Raw genomic sequence first — 20,061 nt, forward strand, 5'->3', positions numbered from 1 at the left:
CTCTATAGAACTTTAGACAACAATTTCAAAAAGATAGCGATTTACATCGAATTATTAATAACTTGTACTTCGAATGGCTGGAAATAGATTAATTAGAGGAAAAATATAGATGTTAACAGGAGCTTTGAATCACTGTTTGAGGGTTTGTGTTCGGGTTTAAGTGCACCAGATTAGAAGGAGTTGGTAGGTGTTGAAGGGGCTTGTGTGTGGAAATGGAACTCAGTTTCAAACTCTGCAACTTGCCTTACTTTTCCTCATGTCTAGAGTTTCAATAATGTATGTAAATGCTTTACATCACATATATTAATAAAACTGATAATGCTTACATTTATAAATGTGATTTATATCTCCATTCATCTTTTGATTACTTTCTAAGCTTAGTTGGTTTTTATCTAATTAAACAGAAGGTTATATGATAAATAGAATAATAACACTAAGTGGAGTTGCATTACTTTGTTCAGCGAGTGCGCATGCGCAAATGCAAAATGGAAGTTTCGAAAACTGGGAAGGAAACGTACCATCTGGATGGAGTGTGATTGACTCCGGCATTGCACTTTCGCTCTCTACCGATCCTGTAAATAACGGCAGTTTCTCTGCACAAGTAACCGTGAATACAAGTACTCAAAGTAATACCGATTTTCTTCAAACGATAAGTGTTGAACAAGGAAAAACTTATGATTTCTCTGTCGATGTTTATCACACTGAAGGTAACGTGAAAGCTCGCCTTTTTGTTGATGGCTATTTAGGCTACTCGAATAATGGTTTAACGAATCAGTGGCAAGCATTAACTCACTCGTACAGCGCTACGAGCACTAAAGATATCGTTGTGGGCGTACGATTTTATGATGATGCAGGTTTTGATGGCTCGGAAGTGGTGTATTTAGATAACTTTCAGCCTACGGAGACTCCACCAACACAAAGCTGCAATGACACAAGTGCCGCACTCACGCTAGTGACGGATAACTATGGTTCTGAAACCAGTTGGTCTCTCAAAAACTCAGTTTCTCAAACTCTTTATTCTGGTTCAGACTATCAAAGTAACACCATCAATGAAGTGGAAATGTGTTTAGCGGATGGTATCTACACCCTAGAAGTCTCAGACTCTTATGGAGATGGAATGTGCTGCAGTGTGGGGAATGGTTCATACAGTTTGTCGGTAAACGGGACCGTTGTGGCATCTGGTGGTGATTTCCAAGCAAGTCAGAGTACAGAATTTACGATTGGTGGCTCAACTACACCACCAACTGAACCACCAGTTTTAGGTGAGTATTACAAAGACGCTGAAGGCAAAGTGGGCTTTGCGTTAAAAACAGCCTTATATCAAATTATTGATAACCATAGTAGTCAGGGTTATACCGCTATTTGGACGTTGGTGTCTGAGGCTGACCTAGACACATACTATGATACTGATGGGTCGATTCTCGATATGTATTCGGAGAAACCTTCAGGCTCAGATTCAATCCAATTTACTAAGGTGGTCGATCAATGTGGTCAATACAGCAAAGAAGGTGATTGTTACAACCGCGAGCACTCTTTCCCGAAAAGCTGGTTTGGTGGGAAAGTTGAGCCTATGAACTCTGACGGCCATCATCTATTTGCCACCGACGGCTACGTTAACTCGAAACGCAGTAATTGGCCATTTGGTGAGGTGAGCAGTGCAACATACACATCAAGTAATGGTTCAAAACTAGGCAGTGCAGCGAGCTCTCTTGGTTATGTGGGGACTGTGTTTGAGCCAATTGATGAGTTTAAAGGTGATTTCGCAAGAGCATATTTCTACATGGCAACACGCTATGAAAATGAAATCGCTAATTGGGAAGGGAACTCTACAAGCTCTGATGCCATTCTGGATGGAACCAATACAACCGTTTTTGAACCTTGGCTACTTACTATGCTAAAGCGTTGGCATTCTGAAGATCCAGTAAGCCAAAAAGAAATCGACCGAAATAAGGCGGTACATGATTTTCAAGGGAATCGTAATCCGTTTATTGACCATCCAGAGTTTGTAAGCCAAATCTGGGGAAATTAATCGGAATATAACCACTAAGACAGTGGCTTCATGATTATTGAATTGAGCCCAATCCTTTGTTTGGGCTTTTTTATTTAGAGGCATTAGAGAGCATGATTTTAAATATTTGAAAAAGCATATTGTCATGAAGGTCACGTATACTTGTCAGTGATCTGCACCATCAATACTGGACGCTACGTTAAGCGACTTTCCATACCTTTAGTTATCTATGAATTGCTAATCTAGGGGAAGCTGTAGCTCATTGATGTCCAGAAACGTTACACCTAACCTTTATCCGACCACATTTCTGACATAAAAGTACCCCTTCACCTTCATCTACACCGGAAGCAATATGATCTTCCCATTCAAAGGCGTGGTTTTCGATTCGATAAGATCAATCGCGGTTTGGAATTCATCTAATGGAAGACAGCGGTCGACGTCGAGTTGTATGTCGTTTGCGATGAAGTGCTCTAGCATGGCCATGAACTTTTCACGGCGAACATCTTTACCTTCAGCGTCTTCCCAATAACGTAAGAAAAAGGTACTGAAATCGATAGCTAGGTTTTTTGCGTATTCGAAGAAGCGTGGCTCGTAAAAATCCAGAGAAAGCGTTCCGTAGTTGATAAAGCGCCCTTTGTTACCTAGGGTATGAATCAATTCGGTTCCAGGTTTCCCGCCAATCGCATCAAAGGCGACAGTTGGTTGAGGTAAGCCTAATGCCTTAATTTGAGATACCAAATCATTGTTAGCATCTAACACCCAATTTGAAGTGGTTGAATATCGTTTGGGCTGTGATGTTACGACAATGATTTTGAACCCGAGAGATGCCGATAACTGGGAGAAAATCTTACCAATGGCTGAGCTACCTGCATTGATGATTAATACATCTTCTTGGGTCAACTTCGCCACTTTTGTCGTCAACACCCAAGCGGTGAGTGCATTAATGTACAACTGACAGGCGTAGCCATTTTCTAGGTGTTGGGGAAGGTGGAAAAGGTTGTCTGGTGACACATCGACATAGCTCTGCCATGTCCCACTTGTTGCCACTAACACTCGCTGGTTCAGAGAAAATTCAGAGTGGCCAGACTCTACAATCCTTCCAACAGCTTCAAACCCCGGCACTCTCGGCGGCTGGTGGCTGTGTTTGTATTGCCCAACACCGTAAATCGACAATAGGTCACTAGGATTGATGTTGGTCGCTTCAACTCGTACTCGCACCTTATCTTTATCAAGCGCGCCTAAAGCGACATGTTCTAACTTGAGAGACTCTTTCGGCTGCCCGAAACGGAACTGGCTAATTCGGGTATTTTGCTTAGTGTCAGTCATGGTTCGGGCACCTTTGTGGTTTATGAGCACTGCATTGACTTTAAGTGTAGCGTGTTCATAAACAGTCTTGGATCAGCGATATTGTTTAGCATTGTTGGCGTTGGCAAGCAGTCGTCATCAACGTAGTCGACATAGTCTGCCGCCGAATCAAAGATCAAAATATCCAATGCTAAACGATCCAACCCGTACCGACCTCGGTGGATCATATCTGCTGAAAATACCAATAAGTCGCCTGCAGCTAACGGTATCTGCTTACCGCCAGAGATATCATCGCTGCTCACTTTACCATTCTCTTCTTGGCGAACATTGTATTCTTCTTCGTTGTCCCAGCGTTTGTGTGTTCCGGGGATAAGCTCCATCCCTGGCTCATCAAAGATAGGTACACGGAGGTGCAATACTTGGGTTTCCATGATGACCTTCATTTGATCATCAATGTCATAGTCGTATTGACAGTCGCGATGCCAGAAGTCTTTTTGTTGCGGGTTCACAGGGTTGAAGAACAGCTGCGTGTTCATGAATGCAGGTTTGTTCGGTATTACCGCATCGACCACTTCCATCACTTTTTTTGAGCTGATGAAGTCAAAGAGTACGGTTCTATCGTCGGCGGGTAGATACTCGCTTCCGGTAATCAAAGATGAGTTAAATGCCTCTTCTTGATAGAACTCTTCGTTGTCTGCTTTCCATGATTCATGGAATTTCAGCACGACTTCTCTAAGTGATGCAATCTGAGCTTCATCGAAATAATTTCTGATAACAAAGTAACCATGCTCGTCGTATTGGCTGCTTAATTGTTGGCTGTTTTCTACCACTGACTACCTTCGTTCATTCTTTACCGTGTAATAACCACAGATTTCTTGGGCGCATAATGCCAGACAGTCGTCATTCAACCAAGTAACTTAAGCTTTCCTTTTTACACTGACCTCTATGTTTACATCAAACAATACGAGCGCGACAAGCACGCTCTTTATGGTTGTATTTGTGATATGCGTTGAGTTCATTCTAGTTATCTTTACTGGCTTGAATTCAATAGCATTAAATTCGCGGTTATTGCTTTGACGCTAATTGTTAACCTTCAAAAACCCAGTTTTGCCAACTTTGCATGCGTAGAATCACTTTGCGTACGATAGAGAACATTTCCCATTTCGGTGAATACACGGCGACATGCGCGTCTGTACCTGCAGGGATAGGTTGGCCGTCCAATAGTTCAGGCTGAACAAGCTCCACTTTCACTAATACGCGACCACCGACTCTCTGAAGAGGATCATTTAAATTACCCGATGGTGTGACGGCACCTTGTTTGAAGATGTCCAATACATCGATGACTTTTGCTCGGTAAGCATGGCCGGGAATGGTTTTGAAGGTCACTTCTGCTTCGTAGCCGGGTTTGATATAACGCGCTGGGTTTTGTTTGAATGCTGCGACGATGGTTTTAGATTCGTCATGCACAAAGGTTAGGTTTCCTTGGAAAGGGACGACACGGCTTTTCATACCTGGGTGCAACGCTACCTGTGTGACATAGCCATCTGTCGGTGCAACAACCAGTGTTTTATTGAGGTTGAACTGAGCTTTCTCGAGCTCGGCAAGGTGAACCTTTTTTGCGGCCAATTGCTGTGCAATCTTTGAGTCAGCGACATTTAATTGAATGTGGTTTTGTGCCTGAACGGCTTTGAGCTCAGCTATGGAGTCAGTAAATTTGTCTACTTTTGTTTGAGAGGCGAAATCACTTTTTGACAGCTCGATAAAACGACTCAATTCCTTTTCATTGAAGACAAGTTGAGCTTGTGTTTTCTTGATTGATTCGCGGATGTTTTGTTTTGATAGAAGCAGTTCATCAATGGCGGCCTTTGTCGCGGTCACTTCCGCTTTGGCTCTGTCTACACTTGCTTGGAATGGGGCCGGATCGATTTGGTATAAAGGGGTACCTTTCTTCAAAGCAGCATTGCCTTGCACAAAAACATCGGTGACTTCACCCGAAACTTCTGATGTGATTGGGGTGGTAACACTATATACACCAGCGACTCTTGCTACTGGCTGATACATCGCCATGTACAAGAATATCCAACCTACTAAGAAAGCCCCGATGACAGTCGCGGTTGTAATTGTCCATTTGTTTTTAGGCAGCTTAAATACACGAAATACAATCACACACAGCGCTACGTAGCTTAAAATTATCAACGTTTCCATTACTGTTCCCCCTCGCTTTTTGCTTGCAGCGCATCGATACGTTTTTCTAGCTCATCGAGCTTTGATTGTTCTGTAGTCGTTGCTCTCAAAGGCTCACTCAACATGGCCCACACCCAAAGTAGTGGCCACATTACGTGTAAGAAAAAGAGGCTGACCCAGCCGGCTACGTGGATGGCATCTTGATGGGGGTGATTGCGTTTTACAGCAATTTCATAAGGAATATCGTGAATAACAATGAGTCCGTACACTAGGATCAGTAGTACGAGGATCAGAATACCCAAAGATAAGTAATCTAAAGTAAGGTTCATAATGTTCTCTCTATTACGGATGAAATCGACCATTAATTTCAGCAGTATCAGAGAGCATAAAAGCTAACCCTTACCCAATCGATAGGGTAAAGGTTAAATGACATTTAAGTATTACTTAATCGAGAGTGAGGTTTGGCTTAATTGGAGAGGGGGCTTTGCTTAAATGAGGGGTTGGGTAGCGGAAATCAACGCATCGCAAAACCACTTATGTCCGTTGTCAATGATGACCAAACCCGTGATTAGTCTCTACTGGTGCTATTGCTATATCGCAGGCTGTGATTCTGAGTCAGCATCGTGATTTTGTGTGAGCTTTTGATTATCGGCAGTTTCAGCTTCGTCTGCAGACGTAAAATGCTTATCTGTTAGCGTCACGGTCATTGCTTTATGCTTCACTGTTATGGTCGACGCTTCTGATTGGGCTTCGTTCGTCGTCGCGGGTTCAGCGAATGCCATTAGTGAGGTTGTAAGTACGATTGTTGTTAGTGCGATTTGAGCGAGTGTTTTCATTTGGCTGTATCCTATCGGGTAAGTGGAGATTACAAATAGCTGATACGTGCACTATAGAAACTATGTGGAAGTGGTTCTTATCATTTTACGCCACCGTCTAATTTTTAGACGGTGTGAAAATTTTGAGAGGGTAACTGAGCTGGTTACTGGTACGTTGCTATTTTTTACCACGTTGCACGGTATTACTACATGGCCTTTTATTGCCACATACCCCTTTATTGCCACATAACTAGGACTGCAGCGACGGAAAGTAATATCAGTGCAAGAATGTCTTTGCGCGCAATGCTCTGCCCTAACCAGAAGTAAGAGATTAATACCATAAAGACCACTTCGACTTGCCCTAATGTTTTCACGTATGGCACGGCTTGAAGAGACATCGCGCTAAACCAGCCAAGAGAACCAATTACACTCGCTAAACTTGTCATCACAACCAGTTTTGATTTTTTGAATATCAGGCGCAATGTATCGGGCTCCTTAATCAGGAGAAAAGTGCAGATAATTAATGTCTGCAGGCTGATGACCAAAAATAACACCCAAGCAGCGCTATGAGGGAAAGGAAGTCCAATACTTAAGCTCGCTTCACGTACCCAAAGCGAGGTTAGTGCAAAGGCGGTGCTACACGCCATGCCCAAGCAAAACACTTTAGGAGAGACGCTTCGCCAGCCCGAAGCGCTACTCATGATGAGCACGCCCAATGTGCCGATTAATACGCCGATCCAGCCTGTAACGGTCAACACTGTGCCAAAAAACAACACGGAAAGCACAGCAGAAACAGGAGCTTCACATTTGGCAAGCCCTGCACCTATGGCGTAGTTTTCAAGCTTGAATAGTATCACCATCAAGCCGGTCGCGAGGATCTGCATGATTGCGGCTGCAACGACATAGAAAACAAACTCACCGGAAAAGTTCGGCGCGGATACTGGCTGCCATTGATACAAAGCGTAGAGGTAGAGCAGGGCGATCGGACCTGCCCAGATAAATCTTGCCAGCGTCACACCAGCCACGCTCATGGTGCCACTCAATTTGCTTTGAAAGGCATTACGCCAAGATTGGCTGAAGGCAGCAAGCAGGGTAAAGGCGATCCAACTAAAAGACATGACGCTTCCGTGTGTGAGGTAATTTAATGATTATGTTAACAAAAAATTACCTGCTGAGCAGTGGAAGCGGTCTTTTTATGAACAGAACTTCACCTTTGCCCTGATTTGATATGGCACTGAAATTTAAAAGATTGGTGTTTTTTTGTTATTGAAGTAGAACCACCCGCTGATTAATACGAACAGAAAGGCGAAGTAATAGCAGAACGAAGATAGCGACGCCAAGAAAGCGAGGTTTTGCTCTATCTCTTGCTCGGAGTAATTGTTAGAAACCAATTTGTAGTAGTAAGCATACAAAATACCGATCAGCCCATATCCGAGGTTAAACATCAAACCTTTGAAGCTAAGAACCGTGGCTCGGTTGTGAGACTCGGTTTTTTTGTTTAAGTGGTAGCTTATGAAAATGTTCATCGTCATAATGATAAAGATCAGTACCAATGCAGGAATTACCCCATAGATTGACCAGCCCAAACTGATCCAATAATAGGTAGCGATACTTGTTAAGCCCATGACGATAATAAAGGTTTTCGGCTCGATACTTTCTGCCAGTCTACGGCTTTGGCCCGCTAAAATGATTTTTAATAGACTGATTCCTGCACCAATAAAACCGAAGTAAATAATCGGAATATCGATGGCAAGATAGTATTGGCTGTTCATGGTGAGGAACATGCGAGAGGTGTGTTCAAATAGGCTGTAGTAGAGCAGTATGAAAAGCACGTAGGGCGTAGCGAGTACCCACTTACCTGTGTCAGCAGTGAGCTTAAGGCTGGCCATGGTTGTGGCTAATTTAGTTTGACCAGTTGGCATCACTTTCTTTTCTTCACGCATGTTTACCGCAGCATAAATCGCGAGTAGTGCAACCAATAAAGTGGCGAATACAGGAATACGCATCAGGTCTTTGGTGCTTTCTGGCGCGGTTAACCCTAGCGCATGGAAAATGTTTGTCATGAAGTTTACGTCGTACATTGCAGCACCAATTAAGGTGACAAAGATGCCGACGCTTGAGGCGATACGAAGCTGGATCTGCAACACACGAGGCCACAGGTCCTCATTGCCTTGTTCTTTTAAGGTATCGTATGCCAGTGCTTCATCAGCACCGCTTGCTAATGCCATGGCTAACCCGCTGAGTATCCGGTTGACCAAAAAGACCATGAACACTAAGTTCGGGTTTTCGGTCGGCACTAAAGCGATCATGGCGATTTCAACAAACATCACAAGGGAAGATAGTACCACTAGCTTCTTACGGCCCAAGGTGTCGGCAAATGCTCCAGATGGGACTTCGGCAAGTACGATGGTTGCTGCCCACACTACGTTAAGCATGGCAAATTGCGAAAGGGTTAGGCCGTAATCTAAGTAGAGTAGAGTGAATACTGGGTAATAAAAACGCGCAAAGTAGCAGCTTCGAAACATTAGGAAGTAGCGGACATTGGGAATTTTAAGGATTTCTTTGAGCGTCATGATGAATTAGTCGATTTAATAACACATTATTATGTATAACTCTTTTCTCCTTTTAAATCATGAAATTGTTGAAAAATGATCAATGTCTGACGTAGTAAGAGTGCATTGAACTGGCGCGGGGTCTAACATTTTCCTTTTCGAATTCAAACCAAGCTTGGCGACACCTGCTTAAACAATGGTTAAACGAGATCATAAAGAGGTGCTCTAATGCTGAGTTGCTCAACGTGTCGTTTTGAGCTTGGCTTGTCGAACAGCTATTAGAATGATTGCGTTTTATGGAGTGCTTGGTTTTTAACCACATTAGCGACCGCTTCGATGATTTTCGATTCTTGTTCGGACGCTTTAGACGATAAGTTGTAAAACATAATGCAATCTTGCTGAATCATATTTGGCGCTTCTTGGAGCTCGATTTCACGTACCTCACCACTTTTTATGTATTGGGTTAGGTTTTCCCGAGGACACACAACCCACCCGTCTTGCTTTAACTTTTCAATGAGTAGGCTTTGTGATGTGACCACTTCAAACTCGCTACTGATCTTGGTGTGTCTAAGCTCGTTAGCAATGTCATTCTCTGTGATTAATTGACGAAAGGTGGCCAGTTCAGCGATCGAAATCGATCGGTTGGGAATACTAGAGTGTACGGAAGTAAAGAGGCTCAGCTGAAAAGATCCGAGGTTGATATTACCGATACCCGCATTCGGGTGTAAGTTACCCATCCCCGGCATAATGGCAAACAGTGCATCTCCGTCTTCTATCTGCTGTAAACAGTGGTTTCTATCTCTTTGCAGCCAGTTGATAAGCATGTGAGGGTGAAGAGACTTGATCTCAGACTCAATGCTAAGTAACAGCTGACAAGGGATCGAGCTGTCGTGATAAACGGTAATGTTGTTGAGCTCGCCTTTGTAAGCAGATAAGGCTATGTTTTCGAACTCTAATGATTGTCTCGCCAGTAACCGTGCTCTTGGGTACAAACGATGAGCGATGTCTGTAGCAATCGCCTTTTTTCCTTCAATACAAAACAGCTCCATTCCCATCAAATCTTCTAACGCGTTGATTCTCTCTCGCACGGTAGAACGAGCCTTATTCAATCTTTTGCTCGCAGCACTGTAGCTTTGAAGCTCATAGACACTGGTGAAGCATGCCACCTGTTCATTCGAAATCATCATTTGATTACCTTTGTACTGTTTGAGCGTACATTCTGGATTTATATGTTTGAACTTAGCAAAGTACTCTACATCCGTATACACAAGATTGTTAACGGAGATTTCAGATGAGAAAGTCGATTATTTCATTGGTCACTGCGGGCCTATTTTCGTCAACCGCTTTGGCGGATATCAAGCCTATGTCTACAGTGCCAGCAAAAGCGAATGCGCAAGTCACACTGGAAAACTGGACGCATGCACCATTTAATAAATGGGCTTTCCAGAACATGGGAATCCATCCAACGGCCATGGTTCCTAGAAATGGTGCAATCAACGAGATCCCACAAGCATTGAATGCGGAAGTCGCTCAACACAAATTTACTTATGCTGGAGAAGAACTGACATTTCGTGATGCCATGATTAATGATCACACCGATGGATACATTATTATTCAAGACGGAAAGATACTGCATGAAGAGTACTTTGGTGACTTCACTGCGAGAGATCACCACCTGTGGGCTTCAAGTACCAAGTCTTTGGTTGGACAAGCTTTAGGTTTGTTGGTTGAGCAAGGTAAGGTTGATGTTGAGAAAAAGGTCAGCACATACATTGAAGAGCTTAAAGGGACACACTTTGGTGAGCAGACTCTACGAACTTTACTGAACATGACTTCGGCGATTGATTACAGCGAAGACTATGTAAACATGGCTCCGGGTGATGTGCATTTTGAGTACTTCCGCCGATTAGGGTTTATTCCAGCGTATGACTTGCTGGCATTGGATCCAACAAAGACAGATAAGCCGCGTGATTTACTGAGCTTCTCAGCGATGTTTGAACATAACGACAACTTAGAGGTGAACGATAAGTTTGAGTACCATAGCCCAAACGTTGATGTGGTAGGGTGGGTTATCGCTCGTGTATCAGGTCAAACACTTGACCAGTTCATTGCAGATAATATCTGGAGCAAACTGGGTACAGAGCATGATGCCTTCTTCATAACGGACATGAACTATAACCCAGTCGCAACCGGCGGTTTCAATACTACGCTAAGAGATTTTGCTCGTGTTGGGTTGGCGATGGTCAACAATGGTGAGTACAACGGGCAACAAGTCTTCTCTGAAAAGTGGGTCAAAGATAGCTTCAATATTACGCCAGAAGAAAATCGACACATGATGAACAGTATCTACAAAGATACTGAGGCTCAAGTTTTTGACTCGCACTTAGAAGGTTACAAAAACTTCCTTTGGGTGCACGATTCAGACAAAAATATTGCGACATATCGTGGGGTGTTTGGTCAGTTCTTGTATATCAACCAAGACAAGAATGTCGTTATCGCAACCTTCTCTTCAGCAGAAAGCGCTTCGAATGCAGCGCGAGAAGAATCAAAAGTGAGAGTGGAAGCTTTTGAGTCGTTGGCTAAGTCGTTATAGTGATAAGGTCTAAATGAAAATCCCCTCAAGAACCTTTCTTGAGGGGATTTTTTATCAGTCGTTGATTAACGTGTTAGCCATTAGCCATCTACTCTTCACTTTCGGCTTCTTTGGTAACGTTCGACGTACCGCAGCCTTTTTCAAGCCAGTTATCGAGTACATGTTGCAGTGCATTCAAAGAGGTTGGTTTTTCTAGACGACCATCCATCAACTTGCTGATCATATCTAACTCGTGTTGTCCTGATTCGCCAGACAGAGCAATGATTGGCGTTTTAGGAGAGCGTGCTTTGATAATTTGGCTGGCGTCAAAACCGTTCATTATCGGCATTTGTACGTCCATTAAGATCAAATCGACCTTGTGTGTTTTGAACAGCTCGACAGCATTCTCACCATTTTTAGCTTGTAAGCTATTGACGCCAAGTCGACTTAAGTACATCTGAACAAGTGTACGTTGCACTTCTTTATCGTCGACGATGAGTACAGTTGGAGCCAAGTGGTTCTCTGGAGCTAGCGTACTTATCGGTTCTGAACTTTGTGTTTCCGCTTGGTTATCTGGCTTAGCTGCTGGGTTGGTTTTGTTTTCAGTTGCGGTTTGGTTGTGTTTCCAATCATTGAAGTAAGGCGTACGAAGTGCGTCTGCTTTTGGGGCATTTGGTACCACAGGGAAGTACAGGTGGAACTCGGTAAACTCCCCAACTTTAGAGTGGCATTCTACTCGGCCGCCAAATGAACGCATCACACGTTGGCAATAGCCGAGCCCAAGGCCGCTACCACCGCTTTTTTGGTAAGAGAAAAAGTCATCAAAGATCTTATGCGTAATGGCTTCGTCTATGCCGGGGCCGGTATCTCGGAATATTAGAACGTTCTCGTAAGACCCTGCATTGGAGCTGATCTCAATTTGGCTTTCTGGGTAAGAATCAAAGTAATAGATTGCATTGCGTATCAGGTTGAAAATGACGAAGTTGAATAAGGTTTCATTCAGCTTTGCTACAAAATCAGCGTGTTGTGGTAAACGAATGCGTTCAATAATCTTTTCATTCTCGAAACCATAGTGGCTTACGGCTTGATCCACGGCTTTATGGATAGAGGTCATCGTAACTGGACCATGCTCAGGCGTACTGTCACTGACTTCGCGCAGAATGATATCAATCAGCTGTCGTCCGCGTTGAATCGCTGCTTGACCATTTTCAATTTCAAGCAAGATTTGCTTAGCAGGTACTTGATTGTCAATGTGCTGTTTTAACACCTCAAAATGCAGTTGTACTTGAGCCAATGGGTTACGCATTTCATGGGCGATAGAGTTAGCAAGGGCGCGACTTTGACGGATACGTCTATCAGCTTCGATGGTGCTTTGTACTCGAGTTAACAAGGTTTGCAGGGCGGAGATCTCTTCGTTAGAAAACATCTGATCGTTGCTCTTGTGTGACGACACCAATAAGTGCGTCACCGATTTACCCTGACCAAACAAAGGCATCACCAAGGCGGTGTCGTTTGAACTCATTTTGTCATAAAGGGCTTTTATTGAGCGCTTGGATGGTGCGGTGTAATCAAGCTCTTGGGACAGTTCGTCAAATACTAATACAGACTTGTTGGTAGACAGATAATCTTCGTAGAAGGTTTCGTTGTAGTTGCTGTTCACCAGACGCAGCTTGTCTTCTGGAATTTGTAGTAGGCTACCTAATCGACGCATTGCATCATCAATCGACAGCTTGAAATCGTCTTCTAGCGATAGGATTTGTTGTACTGGCGTCTTCTTGTTTCCGTAAACAAAGAAGGAAGCGTAGTGGCTTACTCGCTTGTAGAGAACATGCCAAGTGATGCCGATAATCGCACAGATTGGGATAGCAACGAGCCATTGACTATCGTCTGTCAGCGGAATAAATATCGCACCAAAAGGAACAACTAAAATAGCGCATACCAACAGCGCATTTAGGCTCATGTACGCAAGGTACTTGACGCTGTAAAAGCGCGAGGTCAGTAGGGCATAGCCAACGAACAACATTTCACTGATCGACAAGGCTGGTGGCAACCAAGTGAGCGAGAAATCGCGCAAGAAGTAGGTCATGCCTAGGTGGATTGTCGCAGTAGATAGCATGAAGACTAAAATGCCTGCGATCATGTAGTTGGTTTTGGCTAAGGTAAGCTTGCTGCTGTTGGCACGCATGGCCACCAGGTTGATTAGTGTCAGGATAACAAAGCTTATCATCCCAATGAAGAAATACGGCGTGTGTGGGCCAAACTCAATCACGAACAGGCTTGGACCAGCGATGGTGACATGCTCAACGGTTAACCCCGGACTTAAATTGATAAAGAAGGAGTAGACGGTTAGGGTGACGAAAATGGCTTTTTGCCATGCATGAACCTTCCCATTACGTTGTTCGGCTGCGAGCTTACACGAGAAGTAATAGGCAAAGGCAAACGCAAAGAAAGAGGCGAGGTTGGCAAACTTTGCCGCGAACACGGCGGCGGAGGCCCCAAGTTCCGGTAATAAATCGGTATGGAAATAAGCGTTGCTGCTGATCCACGCAACAATGCAGATCGAATACGCGATGTAAGGGGCATGGTGTGTCCCCGCGATCACTTCGTTCTTGTGTTTCAAGCGATAGCAGTAATAGAACAACCACATAACAACCACAGCCACGGTTGCAAGTAGTGTGATTGCTTTTGCATAAATGATCGCCTCGAGGCCGAAATCAAACATGTTCATCCTTTCTTAGCGAACTTGGTTTTTCTACCGAACTTAGTTTTTCTGATGAACCTAGCTTTCTGCTTTCACGTACCGCACGTTTGTAGTTCCGAAAATCGACATCATTGAATGCTTCTACCATCATCTCAAAATTCCAAAAACCACGATAAATTGTTGTGCCATCACCATTTAATTCGCAATACCCAGAGTGGAAGTACGCATGGGCATTAATGGTTTGATAAAACTGAAGCATGAAAGGTTGCTCAATGATAGTGAAGCCGATCTTATAGCCTATTTGATGTAATACACTCATCAGCTCTTTTTGAGCAAGGTAGAGGAAATAGAGCTTTTGTTGGGTATTGCCACTGACTGTCAGACGCAACACTTCACACAGAGCGTGTTTAGCAGACAATTGTAGCTGGAATTGTTGGTCAAATTCTGGGAGAGAGTAACACTTTGGCAATGTAGGCGGTGTGAGAAGTTGTAGCTTCGCTAGTTCATCATAGCCGTAATTGGGTAAACAGTATTGCCATTGCTCATTGCTGAACGGCGGTGCGTAACTTAGCCAAGTATCATTCTTGGACCAGTCTTGAATCAGCGCGGAGGAAACCAGCGTCGGAGTTGCTTCGTTGACAGGATGTTTGAGCAAAATAAAATGCTTACCTGCCTGAGAAAGGTGCAATAAAGGCAACATCTCAAACCATTTCTCACCCTTGATGAATACCTCAAGATTGCTTAAAGCAATGGCATCGCAGATTGGCATTCCTTGTGGGTGACTCGGTGTTTGTACCAAAAGTGGGTCATGCTCGATCTGCTCAATGATCGCACCATAATAAGCACTGTCATTGATGGGGAGGTCGACATGATAAAGAGGGCCTGAATTTAATGGTGATTTTGCTTTTATCGCAGCAATTTCGCACTCACACCAAAAATCTAACCAATGCATATAGCACTGTCCTACCGCTTCCTCAAGGCGCACGATCTCTGCTGATAATGCATTTGGATAGCGTTGAATCAGATCTCGATAGTCCATTAATTCAAACAGTACCGAATAGCTTTTGTTTTGATGCTCAGGGAAAAGTAATTCTAATTGGCTTCTACGATATTCAGTCACGTTTTGGAAAAGCTCAGTGCGCTCTTGTGACTGATAAGTGTTGATGACGAGCTCTATCAGCGCTCGCTGTTTTATTTCGATAGACAGACTGCTAGCCAACAGTGAGCCTAAAGACGACATTAATTTCATGTTTAACCTAGCCTAGGTTTATATAATTATTTTTATTCGCTCTGCACTATCTACAGGACACTGATTTTAGGTATGTATTTGAAGTTAGGTTACTTTGAGCGAGCTAATCGTAACTTTACTTGTGTCTATAGTGTGCGAGGTAAGTTGCATAATCGGGCGAGATTTTACTACTTGCGCTCACTCTTAACAATAAAGATTTACCATATCTGAATGAAATCAAGGATGAATAAAATATAATATTATCAACAGCTTGTAGGTTGAATTGACGTTTTTAAACCAGACATGATCAAGCCGAGCATAAACTTTTGAGTTTATAAAATAATCTTAAATATCTATTTTTTGAACCAACATCATAATCCATATCAAGGTGAGCCCATCTTATTAATCATGAGGGGGAATATCAGTAACTCAAAGCATTTGGTTAAATGATTGGTTGTATTTGTCTTATACTCGCTTATTACATCGCTATCATTTTAACGATTTAAATATCAGAGGAGTAAAAGCAGGGCATTAGTGTCCGGCTTTGTTTTTCTGACAATCTTCTGTGTTTATAGAGTAGTTACACCATAATCTCTGATGAAGTGATGACATTCGAGGTTTAAGCTTGCCTGCATATGAAACATTATGGCGAGTAATCCCTCGTGAATGATTGAGGTAGAGAGAATTTATGAAGAAAGTACTATTGGTAAGCTTGTTTAGTGTTGCGGCGCTAGCAGGGTGTAGTCAAAAATCTGAGGTTCCAACTCAACCGCAAGAGAATACGAACCCTATCTGTAGCACAAAAGATCTGACTGGTGGTTGGTCGCAAAGCGATATAACACCAGAAGCTAAGCAAGCTTTAGACGTGGTTCTTGCCCAAATGAACACTTCAGCTGGGCTCAAGCAGATCTTGAGTGTTCGAACTCAGGTTGTCGCGGGTTTGAATTACGCTATTGAGTTTGAAATGGATAATGGTGAAGTGTGGAATACCATCGTCTATCGCTCTCTACAAGGTGACATCGAAATGACGCAGCCTGCACAGAAAGGCCGTTTGTGTTCATAGTTTAGAGGCGTCTGTAACTTGTTAGACAGCAAATGAAAAATGGCTCCGTATCGGGAGCCATTTTTGTTTTTAAGAAGATAGATTTATAGAACGTTTTAATCGGCCAGTTCGGGTTCAGCTAACTCTTGTATACAAGCGCGGCTGATGTCTTCATCAATATAGGCCATTCCCAGCTTGTTTAAGTAATCCATACGATCAGCAGTGCGAAGTTCAATGTCAGGGCCTGCTATGTTGTTCTCTTGATAAACCTTAGCCATGTGAACCATGAACTGTTCGCCAACACTCATCATCAACAAGCTCATTGCTCCCACGTCCGGTCTTACTTTGGCACGTTGCTTTTCAAATAGGTTTACCGCTAATACGATAGGCTGTTCTTCTCCTTCGAAACGAACACTGCGCTCACGAACGGTTTGTTGCGCCCAGTAATACGCCAGCTCTTTACTCTGAGTCAGGAATACTGGTTCAACCGACTCGGTGTAGTTATTGCCAATCGTTGCCATGGTTTTTGAAGCGGCCTCATTGAGTGCTTTGTCTCCAGAACGTTTCAGGCCTTGCCCTTTAATTGAAGCAAGCAAGGCTGAAGATGTGCCGTGATACCAAGTATCACCCGTTGCGAAACCATTTTCTGATAGCAGCGTTTTTGCATCTTGTAGGTGTTTAGGTATTGAAGTCATAGGCACTCTCAATCAAAAAGAAACATTAACAAACAGGAATCTCAAAAAACATGAATACAGTTAGCTTAAACAGATGTTGCTTAGCTGACCGTGGTGTAGAACACAATTCTCAGACTTTGAGATAAAGCCGGCAGTAGAAGCTTTATCTCAAAGCCTTCCCCCGGATCTTACCTAAGTAAGAGAGAAGGGCGGGGGGAGGCTTTAGTTTTAGCGATTAATCAAATTGGTTAGACGTATTCGCTTCGCCTGCTGCTTTTAGTGCATTCTCACCAGCGAAGTACTCTTTGTGGTCATCACCGATGTCTGAACCAGACATGTTTTGGTGTTTAACACATGCGATACCTTGGCGGATCTCTTTACGTTGAACATTAGCAACGTAACCCAACATGCCTTGGTCGCCGAAGTACTCTTTCGCAAGGTTGTCGGTAGACAGCGCTGCAGTGTGGTAAGTAGGTAGAGTAATCAAGTGGTGGAAGATACCCGCTTCACGAGATGCGTCCGCTTGGAATGTACGAATCTTCTCGTCAGCACTTGCAGACAGTTCAGTTCCATCGTATTCCGCGCTCATTAGGTTTGCACGGTCGTAAGCTGATACATCTTTACCTTCAGCAACCAATGCATCGTAAGCTTGTTGACGGAAGTTTAGCGTCCAGTTGAATGATGGAGAGTTGTTGTAAACCAGTTTCGCGTTAGGGTGAACTTCGCGAACGCCATCCATCATCTCTTTGATTTGGCCGATGTGTGGTTTCTCAGTCTCAATCCAAAGTAGGTCAGCACCTGCGTTGATTGCTTCAATACAGTCGAATACACAACGGTCTTCGCCCGTACCTTGGCGGAATTGGTATAAGCCTGAAGGTAGACGCTTAGGTCGAACTAGCTTGCCGTCACGGTTAAAGCAAACGTCGCCTTCTGCCATATCTGCAACATCGATCTCTTCAACATCTAGGTATGAGTTGTAGATATCGCCTTGGTCGCCCGGCTCTTTCACTACTGCGATTTCTTTTGTTAGACCAGCGCCTTGAGAATCGGTACGAGCAACAATAACGCCGTTGTCGATGCCTAGTTCAAGGAAAGCGTAACGAAGTGCGCGAAGTTTTGCGTGGAAGTCAGCGTGTGGAACCGTTACTTTGCCGTCTTGGTGACCACATTGCTTCTCATCGGCAACTTGGTTTTCAATTTGTAGACAACATGCGCCCGCTTCAATCATCTGTTTAGCCATTAGGTAAGTCGCTTCTGCGTTACCGAAACCTGCATCGATATCGGCAATGATTGGCACTACATGTGTTACGTGGTTGTCAATTTTGTCTTGAATACGATCTTGTAGGTTTACATCGCCTGCTTCACGGGCTGCATCCAGTTCACGGAATAAGCCACCTAGTTCACGAGCATCAGCTTGGCGCAGGAATGTGTATAGTTCTTCTACTAGGCCTGCAACCGATGTTTTCTCATGCATTGATTGGTCTGGAAGTGGACCAAAGTCTGAGCGAAGTGCTGCAACCATCCAACCTGAAAGGTATAGGTAGCGGCGATCTGTCTTGCCATCAAAGTGCTTCTTAATAGAAATCAGTTTTTGTTGACCGATAAAACCATGCCAGCAACCTAAAGATTGAGTGTATTGAGAGCTGTCTTTGTCGTAAGCCTCCATATCCGCACGCATGATATCTGCCGTGTATTGCGCGATATCTAGACCTGTTTTGAATTTGTTTTGAGCTCGCATACGAGCAGCAGATTCAGCATTGATTGCATCCCATGGAGCACCTGCAGCGCTTTTTGCAACTTCTATCATTTCGATATCTTGTGTAATTTGCGACATAACTATTCCTTAGTTTCACGTGGGGTATGGTTGCCAAATTGGCTTGGATTAAAACTTTGCTATGGACAAAGAATAACCACGCATGTGATAATTTTGTTAATTTATAGTTATTATATTCGGTATTTTTCTTATGAATATTGCTCGTATAGACCTTAATTTACTTGTGTATTTAGACATGTTGCTACGTGAAAGAAACGTTACACGAGCGGCAAATCAATTAGGAATAACTCAACCAGCCATGAGTAATGGACTGCGCCGACTACGCGATCTGTTTGAAGATCCGCTATTGGTGAGAACCAGTGAAGGGATGGTGCCGACCGAGCGCGCGCAAAAGTTGCAACCGCTGATCCGCAACATCTTGGCGAATGTAGAAAAGACACTACAGCCGACCACAGAGTTTAATGCAGAAGACAGTGAGCGCGTGTTTCGTATCATGGCGAGTGACTATGCTGAGTCGACCATTATTCAGCCGCTATTGAAAAAACTGAGCGAGATAGCGCCGAAAATACGACTGGATATAATGACGCCAAGTGACGTGAGTTATCAGGATGTAGAACAAGGCACCGTGGATATTATCATCAACCGTTTTGATGACATCCCACAGTCCTTTCACCAGATGAGCCTTTGGCACGACGGGTTTTCTTGTCTATTCAGCTGTGATAATCCAATAGCCGATAACTTTGATATTTTGTCCTATTTAAAAGCGCAACATATCTGGGTAAGTAAGACGGGGATGGGAACCGGAGTGGGGATCAACCCAAGTGAAGCGCAAAAGCTCGGTTGGATAGATGAAGCGTTAATGCGCATTGGTAAAACCCGCAATATCACGGTGTTTACCCGACATTACCTATCTGCGATTCTCTTCGCTCAGCAGAAAAACCTTATCCTTACTATTCCAACCAAAGCCGCGCAATTGCAGCGCAACAACCCTAATTTGTTAATCAAACCAGCCCCATTTGCGATTGAACCCTTTGAGGTAAAGATGGCGTGGAGCCCATTGTTACAAACCAATCCAGACCACCAGTGGATGCGTCGCTTGATCAAAAGTGTCGCCAATGAAATCGAAAGTGGTGTGACGGGATAACACAGTTTTTGTGGTATTTCTTTTGTGAATATCCAATATAAACGGCATAAATTAGCTAAATT

The 20,061-nt window shown here is 43.6% G+C and carries 16 protein-coding genes; 4 read left to right on the top strand and 12 right to left on the bottom strand.

Annotated elements, in window-relative coordinates; all coding sequences use genetic code 11:
* The first annotated feature begins 412 nt into the window (after positions 1-412).
* Positions 413-2,029, top strand: a complete 1,617-nt coding sequence (locus OCV56_RS23385; RefSeq protein ID WP_086712789.1) for an endonuclease — start codon at positions 413-415, stop codon at positions 2,027-2,029.
* A gap of 315 nt (positions 2,030-2,344) precedes the next feature.
* On the opposite strand, the gene OCV56_RS23390 is transcribed toward OCV56_RS23385, so the two are convergent.
* From OCV56_RS23390 to OCV56_RS23425, 8 genes are all read right to left on the bottom strand, one after another.
* A complete protein-coding gene (locus OCV56_RS23390; protein ID WP_086712790.1) occupies positions 2,345-3,334 on the bottom strand; it encodes a zinc-dependent alcohol dehydrogenase family protein in 990 nt (329 codons plus the stop codon).
* A gap of 20 nt (positions 3,335-3,354) precedes the next feature.
* The gene (locus OCV56_RS23395; RefSeq protein WP_086712791.1) at positions 3,355-4,143 is read right to left on the bottom strand and encodes a phytanoyl-CoA dioxygenase family protein; all 789 of its coding nucleotides are present in this window, start codon (positions 4,141-4,143) and stop codon (positions 3,355-3,357) included.
* 256 nt (positions 4,144-4,399) lie between these two features.
* Entirely contained in the window at positions 4,400-5,518 is a 1,119-nt protein-coding gene (locus OCV56_RS23400; RefSeq protein WP_086712792.1) for an HlyD family secretion protein, read from the bottom strand.
* Positions 5,518-5,826, bottom strand: a complete 309-nt coding sequence (locus OCV56_RS23405; RefSeq protein ID WP_086712793.1) for a DUF3302 domain-containing protein — start codon at positions 5,824-5,826, stop codon at positions 5,518-5,520. The genes OCV56_RS23400 and OCV56_RS23405 overlap by 1 nt, the downstream gene beginning before the upstream one ends.
* 261 nt (positions 5,827-6,087) lie before the next feature.
* Entirely contained in the window at positions 6,088-6,333 is a 246-nt protein-coding gene (locus OCV56_RS23410; RefSeq protein WP_086712794.1) for a hypothetical protein, read from the bottom strand.
* Positions 6,334-6,548: 215 nt separating this feature from the next.
* Positions 6,549-7,430: a DMT family transporter gene (locus tag OCV56_RS23415; RefSeq protein ID WP_086712795.1), complete on the bottom strand. Its 882-nt coding sequence runs from the start codon at positions 7,428-7,430 to the stop codon at positions 6,549-6,551.
* Between the two features lie 123 nt (positions 7,431-7,553).
* Entirely contained in the window at positions 7,554-8,885 is a 1,332-nt protein-coding gene (locus OCV56_RS23420) for an MFS transporter (RefSeq protein WP_086712796.1), read from the bottom strand.
* Between the two features lie 257 nt (positions 8,886-9,142).
* Entirely contained in the window at positions 9,143-10,051 is a 909-nt protein-coding gene (locus OCV56_RS23425) for a LysR family transcriptional regulator (RefSeq protein ID WP_086712797.1), read from the bottom strand.
* A 104-nt stretch (positions 10,052-10,155) separates the two neighbouring features.
* On the opposite strand from OCV56_RS23425, the gene OCV56_RS23430 reads away from it, so the two are divergent.
* Positions 10,156-11,457, top strand: a complete 1,302-nt coding sequence (locus OCV56_RS23430) for a serine hydrolase domain-containing protein (RefSeq protein ID WP_086712798.1) — start codon at positions 10,156-10,158, stop codon at positions 11,455-11,457.
* Between the two features lie 88 nt (positions 11,458-11,545).
* On the opposite strand, the gene luxN is transcribed toward OCV56_RS23430, so the two are convergent.
* Positions 11,546-14,158 (bottom strand): quorum-sensing autoinducer 1 sensor kinase/phosphatase LuxN, encoded by a 2,613-nt coding sequence (gene luxN / locus OCV56_RS23435; RefSeq protein ID WP_086712799.1) that lies wholly within the window; start codon positions 14,156-14,158, stop codon positions 11,546-11,548.
* Entirely contained in the window at positions 14,151-15,386 is a 1,236-nt protein-coding gene (locus tag OCV56_RS23440; protein ID WP_086712800.1) for an acyl-homoserine-lactone synthase, read from the bottom strand. Before OCV56_RS23440 ends, luxN begins: the two co-directional genes overlap by 8 nt.
* Before the next feature lie 667 nt (positions 15,387-16,053).
* Between OCV56_RS23440 and OCV56_RS23445 the strand changes: the two genes are divergently transcribed.
* Positions 16,054-16,428, top strand: coding sequence for a cystatin family protein (locus OCV56_RS23445; RefSeq protein ID WP_086712801.1), 375 nt, complete (start codon positions 16,054-16,056; stop codon positions 16,426-16,428).
* Positions 16,429-16,523: 95 nt separating this feature from the next.
* Here the strand turns inward: OCV56_RS23445 and OCV56_RS23450 are convergent, their stop codons facing one another.
* Both OCV56_RS23450 and OCV56_RS23455 read right to left on the bottom strand, forming a co-directional pair.
* Positions 16,524-17,102, bottom strand: coding sequence for a hypothetical protein (locus OCV56_RS23450; protein WP_086712802.1), 579 nt, complete (start codon positions 17,100-17,102; stop codon positions 16,524-16,526).
* Positions 17,103-17,316: 214 nt separating this feature from the next.
* Positions 17,317-18,915 carry an isocitrate lyase gene (locus OCV56_RS23455; RefSeq protein WP_086712803.1) on the bottom strand — a complete coding sequence of 533 codons (1,599 nt, stop codon included), beginning with the start codon at positions 18,913-18,915 and terminating at the stop codon, positions 17,317-17,319.
* A 130-nt stretch (positions 18,916-19,045) separates the two neighbouring features.
* Here OCV56_RS23455 and OCV56_RS23460 point away from each other — a divergent pair, with 130 nt between their 5' ends.
* Positions 19,046-19,999 carry a LysR family transcriptional regulator gene (locus tag OCV56_RS23460; RefSeq protein ID WP_061038005.1) on the top strand — a complete coding sequence of 318 codons (954 nt, stop codon included), beginning with the start codon at positions 19,046-19,048 and terminating at the stop codon, positions 19,997-19,999.
* Positions 20,000-20,061 lie beyond the last annotated feature (62 nt).

This window comes from Vibrio gigantis (assembly GCF_024347515.1).
Lineage (GTDB): Bacteria > Pseudomonadota > Gammaproteobacteria > Enterobacterales > Vibrionaceae > Vibrio > Vibrio gigantis.

Bases quoted from the DNA above. Each gene is read 5' to 3' on its own strand.
- luxN (WP_086712799.1), bottom strand. From the start codon at position 14,158: ATGTTTGATTTCGGCCTCGAGGCGATCATTTATGCAAAAGCAATCACA.
- OCV56_RS23415 (WP_086712795.1), bottom strand. From the start codon at position 7,430: ATGTCTTTTAGTTGGATCGCCTTTACCCTGCTTGCTGCCTTCAGCCAA.
- OCV56_RS23390 (WP_086712790.1), bottom strand. From the start codon at position 3,334: ATGACTGACACTAAGCAAAATACCCGAATTAGCCAGTTCCGTTTCGGG.
- OCV56_RS23420 (WP_086712796.1), bottom strand. From the start codon at position 8,885: ATGACGCTCAAAGAAATCCTTAAAATTCCCAATGTCCGCTACTTCCTA.
- OCV56_RS23430 (WP_086712798.1), top strand. From the start codon at position 10,156: ATGAGAAAGTCGATTATTTCATTGGTCACTGCGGGCCTATTTTCGTCA.
- OCV56_RS23405 (WP_086712793.1), bottom strand. From the start codon at position 5,826: ATGAACCTTACTTTAGATTACTTATCTTTGGGTATTCTGATCCTCGTA.
- OCV56_RS23425 (WP_086712797.1), bottom strand. From the start codon at position 10,051: ATGATGATTTCGAATGAACAGGTGGCATGCTTCACCAGTGTCTATGAG.
- OCV56_RS23460 (WP_061038005.1), top strand. From the start codon at position 19,046: ATGAATATTGCTCGTATAGACCTTAATTTACTTGTGTATTTAGACATG.
- OCV56_RS23400 (WP_086712792.1), bottom strand. From the start codon at position 5,518: ATGGAAACGTTGATAATTTTAAGCTACGTAGCGCTGTGTGTGATTGTA.
- OCV56_RS23445 (WP_086712801.1), top strand. From the start codon at position 16,054: ATGAAGAAAGTACTATTGGTAAGCTTGTTTAGTGTTGCGGCGCTAGCA.
- OCV56_RS23440 (WP_086712800.1), bottom strand. From the start codon at position 15,386: ATGAAATTAATGTCGTCTTTAGGCTCACTGTTGGCTAGCAGTCTGTCT.
- OCV56_RS23385 (WP_086712789.1), top strand. From the start codon at position 413: ATGATAAATAGAATAATAACACTAAGTGGAGTTGCATTACTTTGTTCA.
- OCV56_RS23450 (WP_086712802.1), bottom strand. From the start codon at position 17,102: ATGACTTCAATACCTAAACACCTACAAGATGCAAAAACGCTGCTATCA.
- OCV56_RS23410 (WP_086712794.1), bottom strand. From the start codon at position 6,333: ATGAAAACACTCGCTCAAATCGCACTAACAACAATCGTACTTACAACC.
- OCV56_RS23455 (WP_086712803.1), bottom strand. From the start codon at position 18,915: ATGTCGCAAATTACACAAGATATCGAAATGATAGAAGTTGCAAAAAGC.